The sequence below is a fragment of the Aeromonas sp. 84A genome (genome assembly GCF_051919345.1).
GTDB classification, from domain to species: domain Bacteria; phylum Pseudomonadota; class Gammaproteobacteria; order Enterobacterales; family Aeromonadaceae; genus Aeromonas; species Aeromonas veronii.
Genome location: NZ_JBQBEW010000001.1, coordinates 1,944,234 through 1,959,822, shown reverse-complemented (window position 1 = coordinate 1,959,822; position 15,589 = coordinate 1,944,234). Strand labels below are relative to the sequence as shown.

At 57.1% G+C, this 15,589-nt stretch carries 11 protein-coding genes; 3 read left to right on the top strand and 8 right to left on the bottom strand.

Annotated features, from left to right (window positions below):
* Nucleotides 1-8 precede the first annotated feature (8 nt).
* The 3 genes from ACTG20_RS09095 to umuD form a co-directional block, all read right to left on the bottom strand.
* Nucleotides 9-515: a hypothetical protein gene (locus ACTG20_RS09095; RefSeq protein ID WP_136501562.1), complete on the bottom strand. Its 507-nt coding sequence runs from the start codon at nucleotides 513-515 to the stop codon at nucleotides 9-11.
* A 519-nt stretch (nucleotides 516-1,034) separates the two neighbouring features.
* Nucleotides 1,035-2,294: a translesion error-prone DNA polymerase V subunit UmuC gene (gene umuC, locus ACTG20_RS09090; protein WP_136501387.1), complete on the bottom strand. Its 1,260-nt coding sequence runs from the start codon at nucleotides 2,292-2,294 to the stop codon at nucleotides 1,035-1,037.
* Nucleotides 2,275-2,718 (bottom strand): translesion error-prone DNA polymerase V autoproteolytic subunit, encoded by a 444-nt coding sequence (umuD, locus tag ACTG20_RS09085; RefSeq protein ID WP_043133244.1) that lies wholly within the window; start codon nucleotides 2,716-2,718, stop codon nucleotides 2,275-2,277. The genes umuC and umuD overlap by 20 nt, the downstream gene beginning before the upstream one ends.
* Before the next feature lie 116 nt (nucleotides 2,719-2,834).
* On the opposite strand from umuD, the gene ACTG20_RS09080 reads away from it, so the two are divergent.
* Together ACTG20_RS09080 and ACTG20_RS09075 are read left to right on the top strand one after the other, a co-directional pair.
* Entirely contained in the window at nucleotides 2,835-3,023 is a 189-nt protein-coding gene (locus ACTG20_RS09080; protein WP_064341007.1) for a DUF3283 family protein, read from the top strand.
* A gap of 80 nt (nucleotides 3,024-3,103) precedes the next feature.
* Entirely contained in the window at nucleotides 3,104-3,478 is a 375-nt protein-coding gene (locus tag ACTG20_RS09075; protein WP_136501560.1) for a hypothetical protein, read from the top strand.
* 54 nt (nucleotides 3,479-3,532) lie between these two features.
* Here the strand turns inward: ACTG20_RS09075 and ACTG20_RS09070 are convergent, their stop codons facing one another.
* Genes ACTG20_RS09070 through ACTG20_RS09050 form a run of 5 tightly spaced genes read right to left on the bottom strand, consistent with a single transcriptional unit; the run spans nucleotide 3,533 to nucleotide 13,626 of the window.
* Nucleotides 3,533-6,631, bottom strand: a complete 3,099-nt coding sequence (locus tag ACTG20_RS09070; RefSeq protein ID WP_439987594.1) for a type I restriction endonuclease subunit R — start codon at nucleotides 6,629-6,631, stop codon at nucleotides 3,533-3,535.
* Nucleotides 6,632-6,664: 33 nt separating this feature from the next.
* Nucleotides 6,665-7,993 carry an McrC family protein gene (locus ACTG20_RS09065; RefSeq protein WP_439982786.1) on the bottom strand — a complete coding sequence of 443 codons (1,329 nt, stop codon included), beginning with the start codon at nucleotides 7,991-7,993 and terminating at the stop codon, nucleotides 6,665-6,667.
* Nucleotides 7,990-10,422 carry an McrB family protein gene (locus ACTG20_RS09060; protein WP_234879092.1) on the bottom strand — a complete coding sequence of 811 codons (2,433 nt, stop codon included), beginning with the start codon at nucleotides 10,420-10,422 and terminating at the stop codon, nucleotides 7,990-7,992. The genes ACTG20_RS09065 and ACTG20_RS09060 overlap by 4 nt, the downstream gene beginning before the upstream one ends.
* Nucleotides 10,413-11,792 (bottom strand): hypothetical protein, encoded by a 1,380-nt coding sequence (locus tag ACTG20_RS09055; protein ID WP_439982788.1) that lies wholly within the window; start codon nucleotides 11,790-11,792, stop codon nucleotides 10,413-10,415. Before ACTG20_RS09055 ends, ACTG20_RS09060 begins: the two co-directional genes overlap by 10 nt.
* Nucleotides 11,782-13,626 carry a type I restriction-modification system subunit M gene (locus ACTG20_RS09050; protein WP_439987592.1) on the bottom strand — a complete coding sequence of 615 codons (1,845 nt, stop codon included), beginning with the start codon at nucleotides 13,624-13,626 and terminating at the stop codon, nucleotides 11,782-11,784. Before ACTG20_RS09050 ends, ACTG20_RS09055 begins: the two co-directional genes overlap by 11 nt.
* 712 nt (nucleotides 13,627-14,338) lie before the next feature.
* On the opposite strand from ACTG20_RS09050, the gene ACTG20_RS09045 reads away from it, so the two are divergent.
* The gene (locus ACTG20_RS09045) at nucleotides 14,339-15,514 is read left to right on the top strand and encodes a hypothetical protein (RefSeq protein WP_439987591.1); all 1,176 of its coding nucleotides are present in this window, start codon (nucleotides 14,339-14,341) and stop codon (nucleotides 15,512-15,514) included.
* Nucleotides 15,515-15,589: the final 75 nt, after the last annotated feature.

The window sequence follows — 15,589 nt, the reverse complement described above, 5'->3', positions numbered from 1 at the left end:
GTTTGCTATTAATGCAGGGGGGATTGTGGTTCGTCGGAGCAGTCCTCATCAAGCCAGCGCTGCCGCTTGTGTGTCAGTTGAGCGACCAGCTCCTCCTGCGACCATACCCTCTCCCGCAGGTCGGTCTCGACTCGCCCTCGCAGTTGCTCAAAGAAATGTTCATCCGCGATGGCCATCAGATAGGCCAGCTCCAACACCTCATCACCGTTGAGCGAGACACGACGAGCCTTTCGCTTGGCACTCACGCTCACCTTCTCTTCCCGCTGGGTGTGGCTAACATGGAGCCCAACGAGAGACGGGTTCAGACCGGAGATGATGCGCTCACTCAATCCCCACTTGATGCTATCCATCAACGGCTTGCCCAGAATGCCCCCTGTTGCCACCGTCAGTGACGCGACAAACAGGCTGAAGTCCAACAACTCCTCCTTGGTCAGCTGACCGTTATCCAGCATCCGCTGGATCGACCGGCCCGACTTGCCAAAGAGTCGCTCTATGAGATCGAGATTCACTTTCATGATGGTGTCCTTTGGTTTTGGCACTATTGCCGCCCCAAGATTTAAGTCCCCCTTTAGGGGGACAAACTGCCACCAAATGCAATTGATATTTATTCCCATCAAGTTGGGTGTAACTTCATAAGTTCATGACAGATATTGGGCCACAGGTCGATTGATGCGGCCCTGCTCGACGGGATCTCGAACGCACTCCCCCTCCCCTAGCTCATGCCAAAGATGGGGTTCGTTTCCTATTATAGGAAACGAACATTCGAGCAATTTCAATTGGTTACCATACCTAGCAGCAGTCATAACAGCACACTCACCCGCAAAGGATGAGTCGAGGGTGAGTGTGGCTATCGGTTGCACAAGGGAGAAAAACCGGTACCGACGAGGTGGTGGGGGTGGATCAAATCAAGATGGGGGGGCGGGAGGTGACCCCGCCGCCGCGCATGTGGAATGTGTCACCGAGACCCGTCTACATTCGCAGCACTTTTCCAAAACGTCCAACTACAGCCAAGTAGCAGGTTCCTTGTGCCTTGGTTACCTCGCCACCGGCAGGTCCTCCCAGCGGGTGGTGTAGCAGGGGCTCAGGTGCTCTTGTCGCATCATCCACTCAGGCGACCCCGTACCTTGGCTGGCAAAGCCTACGCGCCCCAATCCCTTGGCTTTGATCTGGTCCATCACTGCCATCAGCGCATCTGATTGAGCGGAGGACGGGGCAAAGAGATCTGCCTGTTGTTGCCCCTTGGGGGTGAACTCACTCAGCATGACTCCCCCCTTCTGATAACGGTAACCGTCGCGCCAAATCTGCGGTAGCAGCACGTTCACTTGCTGCAGCAGCAACCGGGTATCATCGCTAGGGCAGACCAGCCGGACGCCAGCCTGCTCACTGTAGTAAGGGGCTCGTTCATCAAAGGGGCTGGTTCGCACGAACAGGTGCACCCGCTGGCAACACATTCCCTCGGCCCGCAGCTTCTCGGCTGCGCGAGCCATAAAGCCCGACAACGCCTGGGCCATTTCTCCACGGTCGGTCACGCGCTCACCAAAGGAACGGCTCGAGAGGATCTGCTGCTTCGCCGCCGGTTCAACGGTCAGCTCTGCGCAAGGCAGGCCACGCAGCTCCTGTACGATCCGCTCGACCACCACGCCGTATTGGGCGCGTAACCCTTTGGCGTCGCTAGCCACCAGGTCAGCAACGGTATTGATACCTTGTGCCACCAACTTGGCCCCCAAGCGCCGTCCTATGCCCCACACCTCGTCCACCGGGGTGATAGCCATCAGCCGGGCACGGCGCAGCTCGTCACGCAAGTCCACGACGCCGCCCGTGGCAGGCCACTTCTTGGCTGCATAGTTGGCCAGCTTGGCGAGGGTCTTGGTGGGACCAATCCCGACCCCTACCGTGAGGCCGGTCCACTGCCACACTCGCTGCCGGATCTGTTGCCCATAGGCTGTCAGGTCCCCGGCAAACGACTCCGACAACGCCATGAACGCTTCATCGATGGAGTAGACCTCAAGCTCAGGGGCCATGGTCTCCAACGTGCTCATCACCCTGCCAGACATATCGCCGTAGAGCGCGTAGTTGGAGCTGAATGCCACACCGCCATGCGCCTCGAACTGCTCGCGGATCTTGAAGTAGGGCCCGGCCATCTTGATACCCAGCGCCTTGGCTTCGGGGCTGCGCGACACCACGCATCCATCGTTGTTGGAGAGCACCACGATCGGGCGGCCACGCAGCTCAGGGCGAAACAGCCGCTCACAGCTGGCGTAGAAGTTGTTTACATCAACGAGCGCTATAGCCATCACGCTGCCTCAGATTGCCAATCACATGGGTGACCACTCCGAACAACTCTAGGGAGAGGCTCATACAAGGGTCGATAGGCGCGAACGCCGGATTGGCTGGCAACAGCCGCAACCTCGGCTTGAGCTGCAAAGTCTTTACCGTGAAGCCGCCATCGAGTAGTGCAATCACCACATCACCATGGCGAGGGGTGAGGCTCTTATCGACCACCAGCAAGTCACCGGGAAAGATACCGACCCCGGTCATGCTCTCCCCCTCGGCACGCAGATAGAAGGTGGCTGCAGGGTGCGCCACGCAGTGGGTGTTGAGGTCCAACTTCCCTTCCAGATAGTCGCTGGCTGGGCTGGGAAAGCCGCAAGAGGCGCGGTGCAAGAACAGCGGGATGGTCACCTCGGCGGGTGATGGGTCTGGGGTTAACAGCGTCATGGTAATAATACCTGTATTTATATACAGGCATTATAGCGCACCACCTTTGAACCAGCGCAAGTCCCGCATGCCACTGATGGCGTACCATGGCGTCAACAAATAACAAAGAGGTCAGTATGAGTCACAATCTGTGCGCCCTACCGAAAGAGCAGCAAGAACGGGTCGAGGTCGAGAAGGCCGCCGCGTATGCGGTATGGAAGGAGCGCAACGGTCACTTGGCCAGCGCAGAAAGCGAAGCGAACCAACATCAAGGTGAACTGGGTCGCTACTTCCTTGAAAAGGTCACCTACTTCAAGTCTCGCTGACCCTATCAACACGTTCATCGGTGGCTGTGCAGGTCACTAGCAACAAACCGCATTCCAAACAACTTAACGAGGTATGTATTGTGACGGCATTGGTAGTCAACTTGGTAGAGACCTACTCCAGCCGAGGTGCTTACAAGGGCGCCATTAGCGCTTGGCGGGTTTCAAGTGATATGGCCAACAAAATCTCCACCGTCATTGGGGTTTACAAGTCTCAAGTCGTGGTTGTCATCGAAGACTGCCAGCTGAAACTCTCGACACCTGATGTCAATGAACTACACGATGACGGGTGTGATGGTCGTTACTTCGTGGTCGGTGGAGACGTTTACGAAGACACCAAAGCTTGGCTAAAGCCGCATCCGTGGCTATTCAAGTCACTGGCCAGCGTACAAGGCCCACGCTACCTGAGCCTCGAAGAGGCCAACCAGATACCTTCAGGCAGCGTCATACTGAAGTAAGCCATATCTACACATCTTGATAGATAAGGTGAGGGAGGCTCGCGCCTCCCCCACTCAACACCACACCTCACACAAACTCTCAGCCTGTGCCAGCACCAACTGGGCAGCTTCTTCCTGCTGGTCTGGCGGGTACTTGTACTTGCGCAGGATACGCTTGACCAACAGACGTAACCGGGCCCTGACGCTCTCTCGGCTACTCCAGTCAACGGTCACGCTACGGCGCAGGCTGGCAGTCAGCTCGTGGGCTATCTTGGCCAGTATCTCGTCACCCAGCTCACGCACAGACGCCTCATTGTTGGCAAGGGCATCATAGAAGGCGAGCTCGTCATCGTTGAGGCCCAAGGCCTGCCCCCGCTTGCTCACAGCGGCAAACTTCTTGGCCATGTCGATCAGCTCCTCGATAACCTGCGCGGTCTCGATGGAGCGGTTCTGATAGCGCTGGATGACCTTGCTCAGCATCTCCGAGAACTTCTTTTCCTGGGAGAGGTTGGTCGCGAACTTCGCCTTGATCTCCCCCTCCAGCAACCGCTCGAGCAGCTCCACGGCGAGATTGCGCTCCGGCAGGTTGCGTACCTCGGCCAGAAACTCATCATCGAGCAGACCGATGTTGGGCTTGTCGAGGCCGACCGCTTCAAACACATCGACCACATCGCCCGATACCACAGCATTGCCGATGATCTGGCGAATGGCCAGATCGCGCTCTTCGTCAGTCTTCTTCTTCCGGGTGACCTCTTTCTTGGTCAGCATCACCTTGACCGCTTGCAAGAAGGCCACTTCCTCTCGTACCGCCTTGGCTTCATCAAGGGTGCAACAGAGGGTGAATGCCTTGCTCATCGCCAGCGCGTTGTCAGCAAAGCGCTTCTTGCCATCTTCAAGACCAAGGATGAAGTCAGCAGCCCTTGCCAGCAGCTTGTGTCCACCCGTGAGGTAGTCGCTGTAATCGAAGCCATGCAACATGGAGCGCAGTACATCCAGCTTCTCCTCCAACACCGCGTAGGCCTCACGGGCATCGACCGTAGGGCGACCACGACCACGGCTGGCGGTGTACTCCTTGATAGCGCTCTTGAGCTCGTTGGCGATACCGATGTAATCGACCACCAACCCACCTTGTTTGTCCTTGAACACCCGGTTTACCCGTGCAATGGCCTGCATCAGGTTGTGGCCCTTCATCGGCTTGTCCACATAAAGGGTATGTACGCAGGGCGCGTCGAAGCCGGTAAGCCACATGTCTCGCACGATGACCAACTTGAGCGGGTCACTCGGGTCTTTGAACCGCTTCTCCAGCCGTTTCTTCACTTGGGTGGCATGGATGTGGGGCCGCAGCAATGCCTTGTCAGAAGCGCTGCCGGTCATCACGATCTTGATGGCCCCCTTGTCGGGGTCAGAGTCATGCCAGTCGGGGCGCAGGGCCACGATGGCATCATACAAGTGCACGCAAATCTCGCGGCTCATGGCGACCACCATGGCCTTGCCATGCTGCGCCTGATTGCGCTCTTCGAAGTGGGCCACCAGATCGGCGGCAACCCGCTCAATTCTTGGCTTGCTGCCAACCACCTTCTCCAAGGCTGCCCACCGTGACTTAAGCTTGGCCTGCTCGCTCTCTTCCTCATCCTCGGCCAGCTCATCCACTTCGTCGTCGATGTGGGGAAGCTCTTCGTTATTAAGTGACAACTTGGCCAAGCGTGACTCGTAGTAGATGGCAACCGTGGCACCATCGTCCTTGGCCTGCTGCATGTCGTAGACGTGGATGTAGTCGCCAAAGACGGCGCGAGTGTCCCGGTCTTCCGCAGATACGGGCGTACCGGTAAAGGCCACGAACGTCGCGTTGGGCAGCGCGTCGCGCAAGTGCTGGGCATACCCGACCTGATAGCGCGCAGCCCCTTCTGCAACCTTGCCTGGCGCTTTGAGCGAGGCGCTGAAACCGTATTGGGTTCGATGTGCTTCATCCGCGATGACCACGATGTTGGCACGGTCGCTGAGCACCGGGAACGAGTCCTCATCCTCGCCGGGCATGAACTTCTGGATGGTCGTGAACACGATGCCGCCGGAGGGCCTGTTGCCAAGCTTGTCACGCAGGTCACCTCGCGTACTAACTTGCACCGGCTCCTCGCGCAGCAGATCTTGCGAGAGTGAGAAGACCCCGAACAGCTGGCCATCAAGGTCATTGCGGTCAGTGATGACGACGATGGTCGGGTTCTCCATCGCGGCGTCTCGCATCACCCGCGCCGCAAAGCAGGTCATGGTGATGCTCTTGCCACTGCCCTGGGTATGCCAAACCACCCCGCCCTTGTGGCTACCATCTGGACGCGACGCCAGCACCACCTGCTCAATGGCCGCCCTGACCGCATGGAACTGATGGTAACCGGCGATCTTCTTGACCAACCGGCCGTCATCTTCAAACAGCACGAAGAAGCGCAGGTAATCGAGCAACATGGCCGGGGTCAGAATGCCGCGCACCATGGTCTCCAGCTCGCCAAACTCGCCGTAGGGGTCGAGGTTGACCCCATCCACCGTGCGCCACTGCATAAAGCGTTCGGCATCCGCAGACAGCGATCCCATCCGCGCCTCGCTACCATCGGAGGCAATCATGATCTCGTTGTACTGGAACAGGTCGGGGATCTGCTCCTTGTAGGTCTGCAGTTGGTCGAATGCCTTCCAGATGTCGGCATGCACGTCGGCCGGGTTCTTGAGCTCCAGCACAACCAGCGGCAACCCGTTGACGAAGAGGATGATGTCTGGGCGTCGGGTGTGCTTGGGCCCCTTGATGGTGAACTGATTGATGGCCAGCCACTCGTTGGCGGTAGGATCCTCGAAGTCAACGAGGCGGACAAAGTCCCCCACCGTCTCGCCATCCCGCTGGTACTGGACTGGCACTCCATTCACCAGCAGGCGGTGAAACGCCCTGTTGGCCGACAGTTGCGCCGGGGTATCGAGATTGACCACCTGCGCCAGCGCGTCTTCACGCGCTACCATCGGCACAGACGGATTGAGGCGTGCTATCGCGCCTCTCAACTGGTCGAGCAACAGCACCTGATTGAAGTTCGCACGCCACGGATTATCAGAATCGGGGGCCACATCGTAGCCACACACCACGCGATAGCCCACCTCGGCCAACCACCCCAGCACCTCTTGTTCCAACTGATCTTCGGTCATGCACCATCACTCATCAACAGGGAGAAACGCCCGTCAGGCGGGCTCGGTGGGCCTCAGCGGCAAACGCAGTTCGCACGCAGAATCCGCCCCCGGCTGGCAAGGCAATATCAGCCGGTGGGACGAACTGGCAGCCAAGTCAAACGGCAAGACCCACAACGTCAGGCGGGCATCATAACAAAAAGGTTCGAGTGGAACTTTGAGCTGGCTCCATGATGGATAAATCAATACCAGATGACCATCATCTTGCTCGGTCAGGTACTTGTGGCCATAGGCAAACAGTTGGTAGAGGTCACCCTGGCTGATGCCGTACTTGCCATCACGGTCGCTGCTATCGAGCCGCTTCCACTTCACATCCATCACCCAACGCTTGTTGCCGTGCTGCAACAAGAGGTCCGGCTGCAACTGGAACATCTTCTTACCTTGGTGGGTACAAAGCGATTCACTGGCAACTTGCCTGCTTAGCTCGGCTCCAGGTAACAACTGTCGACGCAGGCACGCCTCTACATAGCGCTCGAACAGCCGCTCCATGGGGAACAACAGGCTGATGCCGCGCCACTCACCATTCAGGGCACTCGGCATGGCACGATAGAGGATGAGCTCACACCACGGCCGAACCCCTTGATAGTGGGCCATCAAGCGGTCATGTCGCCACAGTCTGAAGTCCCCTTCCACATCGCGGCTGGCAGGCACATCCACCAGCAAGTGGCGCAGCTCCTGTGCCAACCGCCAGTTGTCCGGGTGTTGAGTCGCATTGGCGACGGCCTCCAGCGCCCGCTTGAGCAGCCGGTTCTCGGCCCGGTCGGGCAAGAAGAGGTCGTAACGTAACGCAAAATGGTGGCCCCGACCCGGTGGCTGGCGCATCTGCCGGGCGACATCCAGCTGACCACGCAAGAACGGCTCGGTCGCCTCAAGACGCTGATAGTCACTGCGCACGCCACGTTTGACCAGCTGATCGAGCTCGGCCAGAAAGCGCGCAATAACCCACTCATTGAGCGGCATATCAAAGCGATCCAACGACGCCTCCGCCGTTTCACGGGGTGGCAGATCCAGGGCTCGTTCCAGCATCCGGCGGATCAACTCACGACCATCCTCGAGTGGGTCATCCTCATTGGCGGTCTTGGGCAGGATCTCGATCACCTGCCCGGTGGGGGTCTCTATCACCCCCACGTAGTTGTCCAGTTGCAAGGTCCGGCTATCTTCCACCTGCGCAAGAGCGGGTGCATGGCTTACCTTGTAGCGCTGGCTCAACTGACATAGCCAATCGAAATCAACCGGGTCTATATGGGCAAGCGTCAGCGTATCAACAGCGTTATCTCTAACGGTTAGCCGACCATACTCACGAACCGTGATGGGAGCCTTCACTGCGCCCCCTTGTCACCCTCGATGGTCAAGGCATAGGCCTCAATACGCGTAAACGCCTTCTCATTGATGCACCAACGTTGGCGCTGCCCCCCAACCGCTATATCACCAAGCAGGGTCTTGATATCGAGTTTGGGAGGTGTGAGGAACATCGCCTCAGCGCGGCTCTTGCGATGATCATTGAGCACCCAGGCGATGCGCTGCCAGTCCTCAAAGAAGTACTCCTGCAACAGCGGCAAGACCTGATGCTGGAAGATGCTCGCCAACTGCGCCATGGTCGGCTTTACAGCAGCTTTGAGCGGCATAAAGTAGGCATGACCGAGGCAATGGTCGCGGTCCAGCAGCACCTCGATGCGCTGGTTCAGCGTATGCAGCAAGCGACCTACGTCTACCTTGTGCCCCTCTTCCTCGATGACCACACCATCAAGCAGATCGGCCCTGGGTGGCATCTCTTCAAACACAAAGCGGCGACGCAGCGCGATATCGAGTCCGGCCAAGGAGCGGTCGGCGGTGTTCATGGTGCCGATAAGGTAGAGGTTGCCCGGTACGCTAAAGGGGCGCTTGGAGTAAGGCAGCGTGGTGGTCAGCGCCTCGCTTTCCCCAGCTCGCTTGCTTGGCTCAATCAGGGTGATCAACTCACCGAAAATGCGTGAAACATTGCCCCGGTTAATCTCATCGATGATCAACACGAATGGCTTACGCTCTCTGTGACCACCACCATCAACCGACAAGGCCAAACCACATTGCGCCTTAAGGTAATCGAGCATCCCCTGTACGTAAGAGGTGTTGTATCCCCCTTTCTCGCCAGTTTCATACAGCGCTCGCACGTACTTCATATTGGCCGAATCGTGGTTGCGGTCTCCCTGTCGACTTTCTTGGTCGATCGCAAAGGTGCCCTTATCAGGGAAGTAACGAGCCTTGAAGCGCTTCCCACGAGCAGTCTGCATAGGCAACCAACCATCTTCTGTCAGCTCTGCTTGTTCAACTAACTTCTGCAAAGCTTGCTCAAATGGGTCATCAACCGCAACAACTCCACGTCGAGCCCGCTCACACAAAGTTGCAAACACCCCTTGCTCAACCTTGTAATCAAGCCCCCCATCTTCCCTGCTCTCAGCCCGGATGCCCTCCACAAAGTCCTCATAGCTGAAGCTCTGATGAAAAGTTACAAAAGCCAACTGCCCTGCATCTTTATGGCGGTCAAATGCCGCCTTCAACTCAGCTCGAGTCACTCCGGGCTTGGCTAACAGAGTCGGCTCAAGAATCGCTAATGCCTTCTCGATTGTGTGGTAGGTTTTGCCAGTACCGGGGGGGCCAAACAATATCTGGTTCAAGGGGGGTTTTGTGGCCACGATGTGCTCCTTGCTGTCGTGTGATAGGACAAGGGAGGGCGAAGCGTCGCTGGCCTTGAGCAAGGTTCCGCTAAATGCTTCAAAAAGTCTCCAGACGAATATGTTATTGTCGATTGGACTTCGATCCGCTAAACCAACCTCATGGATAGACCGTTGGATTACACGATTTAACGCAATCCAGTCACGGCTATCTACAATTTCTAACTCAAAATCACGTTTAAAATGTCCAAGCAAGGTACGGCAATGCTGAACGTTCACTAGCGTCGTATAGAGCGATGGTGCAACCGCCGCGAACACTCGATGCACCACTGCCATATAGGTTTGCCGAAACAACCCCGCCCTTTTCGCACTCTCCCAACGGTCAAAAACGCGTTGGTAAGTCTCGCGATCGGGTTCTTGTATTACCTGGGTGGCCAACTCATGCAGCAGTGCGATATTTCGCTCATATTCGATATTGGGTAAGTGACCGGGCGATACAGTACACACACCGTTACTACCTTCACGCCACAACCAATCAAGCGTCTCCTTATCGAGAGTGGCCCGTCCAGCCTTGATTGCTTCGATTGCATCGATACGGCTACGGTATTGTGGCTTCCAACTTCCGTTCTCCCAGTCTGATTGGGCCTGAAACCAATGAGCGCATTGGGCCAGGCTATGTACGTCACGTCCAGCCTCCCAAAGGTTATCCAACCGTTGTGCCAATTCAGCGGGGATACTTATCCCCGAACTCTGTGCACTCCACTTGAACTGGCCTTGCGATAACAGCTCAAGAAGCAATAGGGGCACCAAACCCGAGGCACAATTCGGGCGGGTCTCCTCGGGGATAAACTCGATATATCGACGACTCTTGTTCGCATCCCGCCAATCCTCAGCCTCAAAACTTCCTTTGGTCACAGTCCCGCGCGCGACCATACCTCTAGGGTCAACGCCAAGACGGATCAGATATACCCGGTCCCCTGGTTGCGGCTTAGTTGAATTGCAAGTCCATCGCTCACATACCCCGACCCTTACCCCTGCGTTACCACCATCCTTGTAGTGCTCTGGATTCCAAGTCAGCAGATAAGCATCCTGAATTACTGACATAATCCGACCTCACTCAGTTGTGCCTCAGCATCCGGCAAGCGCAGTTGGCCGGAGATCAGGCGGGGTAGCAGGGTATCGCGCAAATTGGCGAGGGTTTGGGCTTGCTTCTGATTGAGATGAATCTTGTGCCAGATTGCCGCTGCACGTACTTCAAATGCTTGTTTTAACTCGCTCGGGGGGTTGAGTACTGGGTAACTAGGAAACTCTTTCAATGCAATGCGATTCACTGTCGCACCTTGAATAGTGTGCTTGTCGAGGTGTCGCTGAAATGGCGCAGCGACAAACTGATGAAACCAAAAATGGCCGTGTCCATCTATCGCCATAGGACGAATCAACGCCAGCCGACGCCCCAAGCAACACTTAACTTCATCTGGAATCAACGCAAAGAAGCCCAACGTAGCCTCGTAGCTAAAGACGATGTCACCCGCTTTTGGGGTCACACGCTTAGTCCACTTGATGAAGTCTTCATCAGCAATGTGGCGTACGTCACTGAGATCCAATGCTGTGCCAGTCAAGTTCTTGATACCCAAGAAGACAGGCCCAACATTTGATTCTGGCGGTGTAGCGTGGGGGCCATCATAAACCCCCTCAACCACATCACGTATCGGCTGTACTCCCCACCCCTTCGGCACCATACCAAGTTCGGACTCTTCGAAGCTGTCGGGGAACAGGGCGGCGACCTCGGGGGCCAGACCTGCCGGTTGCTCCCCACGAGCACAGGCATGGACCGGGTCGAAGTCAACAAACCACGACTTGAACAACGCCTGCGCGATGGCCTCCAACGTGGCGTTGGTCTCGCGCAGTAGGGAGATACGCTTGCTTAGCACATCCGAAAAATCACTGAGAGACTGAATTACCTTTTCTGGTGGCAGAGGGATAGGAAGTTGACGAATATCCTTCAGGTTAAGTGTTTTTTGAACTGTAGTATTAAGTACAGAATCAATCAGGTGTTTACTCGCTGCGCTCTCCAAGACGGCCTTCAAGTAAATACGCCAGCCAGGGTTAGCAAGCCTGATAACAGCGATAGCTCTTGCAGGGTTCCAACCGGCCATGCAAGGCTCTACAACAACACACTCACCAGGATTACCAACCAGTGTAATAAGCAATTCATCACCGTGAAGTCGGGTTCGCTGATGTAACTCATCAGTTTCACTTGAGATGCAATACTCTGGCTTTTGCGTTACCAAGCCACCTTTTATATCACCGACCTTAATAAGCGGTGTACCTCCGGGGGTATGAGGGCCCGGGTACATAACACCAACAGAGATACTTTTAGCGTCTTTCAGTAAAGCCTCGAGAGGTACAACATCCCATTCATAAGGAACAGATGCTCCTGCTTGCATTAAGCGCTTACGTAGCTCAGAACTCATACCCAAGTCCCCCCAGTTTCTGCTTAATCAACAGATCCAGCTCGGCCCCCTTGGTCATCTGGTCGCCGAGTTGTTTGGTTAGGCGAGCCATCTTGTCGGCAAAGGCCTCATCGTCCTCCTCAACCTCTTCGGCCCCTACATAGCGGCCAGGGGTCAACACATGGCCGTACTCGGCAATCTCGGCCAAGGCTACGCTGCGGCAGAAGCCCGCTACATCCTCGTAAGGCTGCTCGCACTCCCCTTTCCATGCGTGGAAGGTATCGGCAATCTTGGCGATGGCGGCCTCGTCCAGTTCACACTGCACCCGGCTGATCATGGTGCCCAGCTTGCGGGCATCGATAAACAGCACCTCGCCCTGGCGGCGGGTCTTGTTCTTGGCGAGGAACCAGAGGCAGGCGGGGATCTGGGTGTTGAAGAAAAGCTGGCCCGGCAGGGCCACCATGCACTCCACCACGTCCGCCTCCACCATGGCACGGCGAATATCGCCCTCGCTATTCTGGCTAGAGCTCATGGAACCGTTGGCCAACACGATACCGGCACGGCCAGTTGGCTTGAGGTGGTAGAGCATATGCTGCAGCCAGGCGTAGTTGGCGTTGCCCGCAGGCGGCGTGCCGTAAACCCAGCGCGGATCCCCCTCGAGGCTACCATGCCACCAGTCGCTGATATTGAACGGCGGGTTGGCCAGCACAAAGTCAGCCCGCAAGTCCGGGTGCTGATTGCGGGTGAAGGTATCACCGTTTTCGCGCCCGAGGTTGTAGTCCATCCCCTGGATGGCGAGGTTCATCGCCGCCAGCCGCCAAGTGGTCGGGTTCGACTCTTGACCGTAGATGGAGACATCACCCAGCTTGCCGCCATGGGCTTCGATAAACCTCTCCGACTGCACGAACATGCCGCCTGAACCGCAGCAGGGGTCGTAGACCTGACCATGATGGGGAGCAAGTACCGCCACCAGCGTCTTGACGATGCTGGCAGGCGTGTAGAACTGGCCCCCCTTTTTGCCCTCGGCACTGGCAAACTCGCCAAGGAAGTACTCGTAGACCTGCCCCAGGATGTCGCGAGCTTCACCGACATCACTGCCAAAACCAATCTTGGAAACCAGATCCACCAGCTCGCCGAGCTTTCCATCGGGCAACTGGGCACGGGCGTAGCGCTTGTCGAGGATACCCTTGAGGCGCGGGTTTTCCTGCTCGATCAGGGTCAGTGCATCGTCAATGCGCTTGCCGATATCGGCCTGCTTGGCATGCGCTCGCAGCCCCTCCCAACGGGCCCCTTCCGGTACCCAGAAGGCGTTCACCTCACGGTAGTAGTCACGGTCTTCCAGCTCCTCGGCCAGCAGCTCATCGTCACAGTCGTAGAGGAAGTACTCGTCGCTCTCATCGGCAAAGCGGCGGGTGAGCTCAGCGCGACGGGCGGCGAAGGAGTCGGAGATGTACTTGAGGAAGATAAGGCCCAGCACGATGTGCTTATACTCGGCGGCGTCCATGTCGGCACGCAGCTTGTCTGCGGCAGCCCACAGGGTCTTCTTCAGCCCCTCGATACCGGTAGCTTGCGGCTCATCCTTGGCCTGCTTCGCCCTGCCACTCGCTTTCGCTTTGCGTGGTGCTGCAACGGCGGCTTCGCCATCCAACACCCGGAGTACAGCACCGCCCCGCCCGCGCCCCTTGCGCAGAACGCCCTGTTCCAGCAGGGCCTCGCGTGCGGCGGTAAATACCTCATCGGTCAGGTCGCTGAATTGGGCTTTCAAGGTTTCCATCAGGGCTTGGTTGCCGATGCTGCTGCCATCTTCAGGAACGGCGGCCAGCAGCGCCTGGCTGAGCTCGTTGAGGTCGGTCATGGGGTTCTCCGGTTATGCATGTTGCCGTCACAGCTCACCTGCGCGAAAGCCAAGGTGAGGATGCGGGCCAAGTCGTCAGACTGACGGGGCGGCACATGCCGAGCCTTGCGGGCGCAGCAGGGACCTATCCAGGGTGGTGGGTCAACAGAAGGCGATGCAGCCAAGGTGATGCATCGGCGAGAAAAAGTCCGGCCCGTCAGTCGTCTATCCATTATCTGGCGGGCAGTTTATACAAATGAACCCCGCAGCACTATGCGTAATGTCACGCTGGATGCAGTCATCACAGGCGAGGTAGCTCAAGTGGTCAGAAGGCAAGCAGATCAGCCAGACACAATAAAAAAAGGGCCTGATAACAGGCCCGACTAACGCACGAACATCTCACGGAGGAACGAAAGCAATGGGATCGTCACTACCAAACTCACACGGACTCTCACCCGAAACAGCATAGACAAATGACAATTAAATCAATACCAAGGTAGCCATACAAACGTCGTTATTGTTAAGTGGATCAACAATGCGGAATTTTGTTTCAACGTCACTTGCCCAAGACTGCGCAGTTAGCTACCGTGCTTGGGTGCGGCCCGCACGACTTGCACACGAGTCAAACCGGCATTGAATACCCCATATCCTTAATGATCTGATACCCAGCATCCACCTTCCGGTTGCTTAAACGTGTGCACCTGACCCGAAGCGTGGACTCGGAGATTGGATCATGACCATCAAGCAATTCGTGCACGACACGCGCCAGCAACTCGCTGACTCAAGCGCACTGTCACTCAAGACCAGCCACCTCTACGAACTGATCGCCGCCGCTTTCGGCTACCGCAGCTATGCTGCGCTTCAAGCCGAGGCTATCGTGCTGCACCAGACACCTTGGCCCTGTCAGCCTGACCTCGCCCTACTCGAGCAGCGAGGACGTGAGCTCGCGTTACCCCAACCCCAGACCCTGTCGCTGCTGGTTGGCCAACATCTACAACGTGCTGGCGTGGTGAGCATCCAAGTCGAGGCTCTCGGCCTGACTAGAGAGGACGATTGGGATAACACATGGGAAGATGGCTGGCTCGATGATGAGGCCGAGGATGACGACGCGCAGCTCCAACCTGCCCCATCCAGCACGACGCCACTCGATGCGGCGCAGGCACTACTAGCGCAACTTGATGCCTACCATCAGCCCCCAATCGCCCTCCAGGCACTGCAGCAACTGGAGGCCTTCGCAGAACGAGGCCATCCACAGGTGCACTGGTGGCTGGCACAGCGATTGGGTGATGCAGAGACTTATATTGATAACTCCGACGTGCCAAGCGGCTACTGGTACAGAAAGCAACAGGAAGGGATGGTGTTGAGCGGTCCAGAACTGGAGTTTGCCAACGGCTTCGCTGCAATGTTGGAAGAACAACAACGCTGGCTTCATCACACCCTCAAAGCCGCCCAAGGCGGCATCGTCGAGGCACGCTTTGCACTGGCCGAAGCAAGGTTGGATAGCGGCATCTTTGACATTGACCCAGCCACGGTGAGCGACCCGGCAGCCATCGCATGGCTCGCAATGGAACACGACAACCAACAAGCTGCCCACCACTGGTTGACGCAAGCAGCGCAGAGAGGCGATACACAGGCCATGCTCGCCCTCATTGAAGAGTACGACCGGGACAACCTCTACCAATCTTGGGTATGGCTGCGTTTAGCCCAGTTGCTTGGCAACGACTTCACTCAGGACGACTTGAGGGCCATCCATGAGAATGGCGATGACTACGATGATGATGTGGGTGGACCACTCTATGTGGCCGGACGGGAAGGCATCGAACTGCCCCCACTCGCCCCCGAGCTTGCCAGCAAGGCAGAAGAGGAAGCACAGCGCTTGTTCGCCCAGAGCGCCTCAGAGGCTCTATAGCGCAATCAAAGAACAAGGGGGCACCTGCCCCCTTATCCCTTGGCCAGCAAGCGCCCTGGAGGACTGAGCGACGTC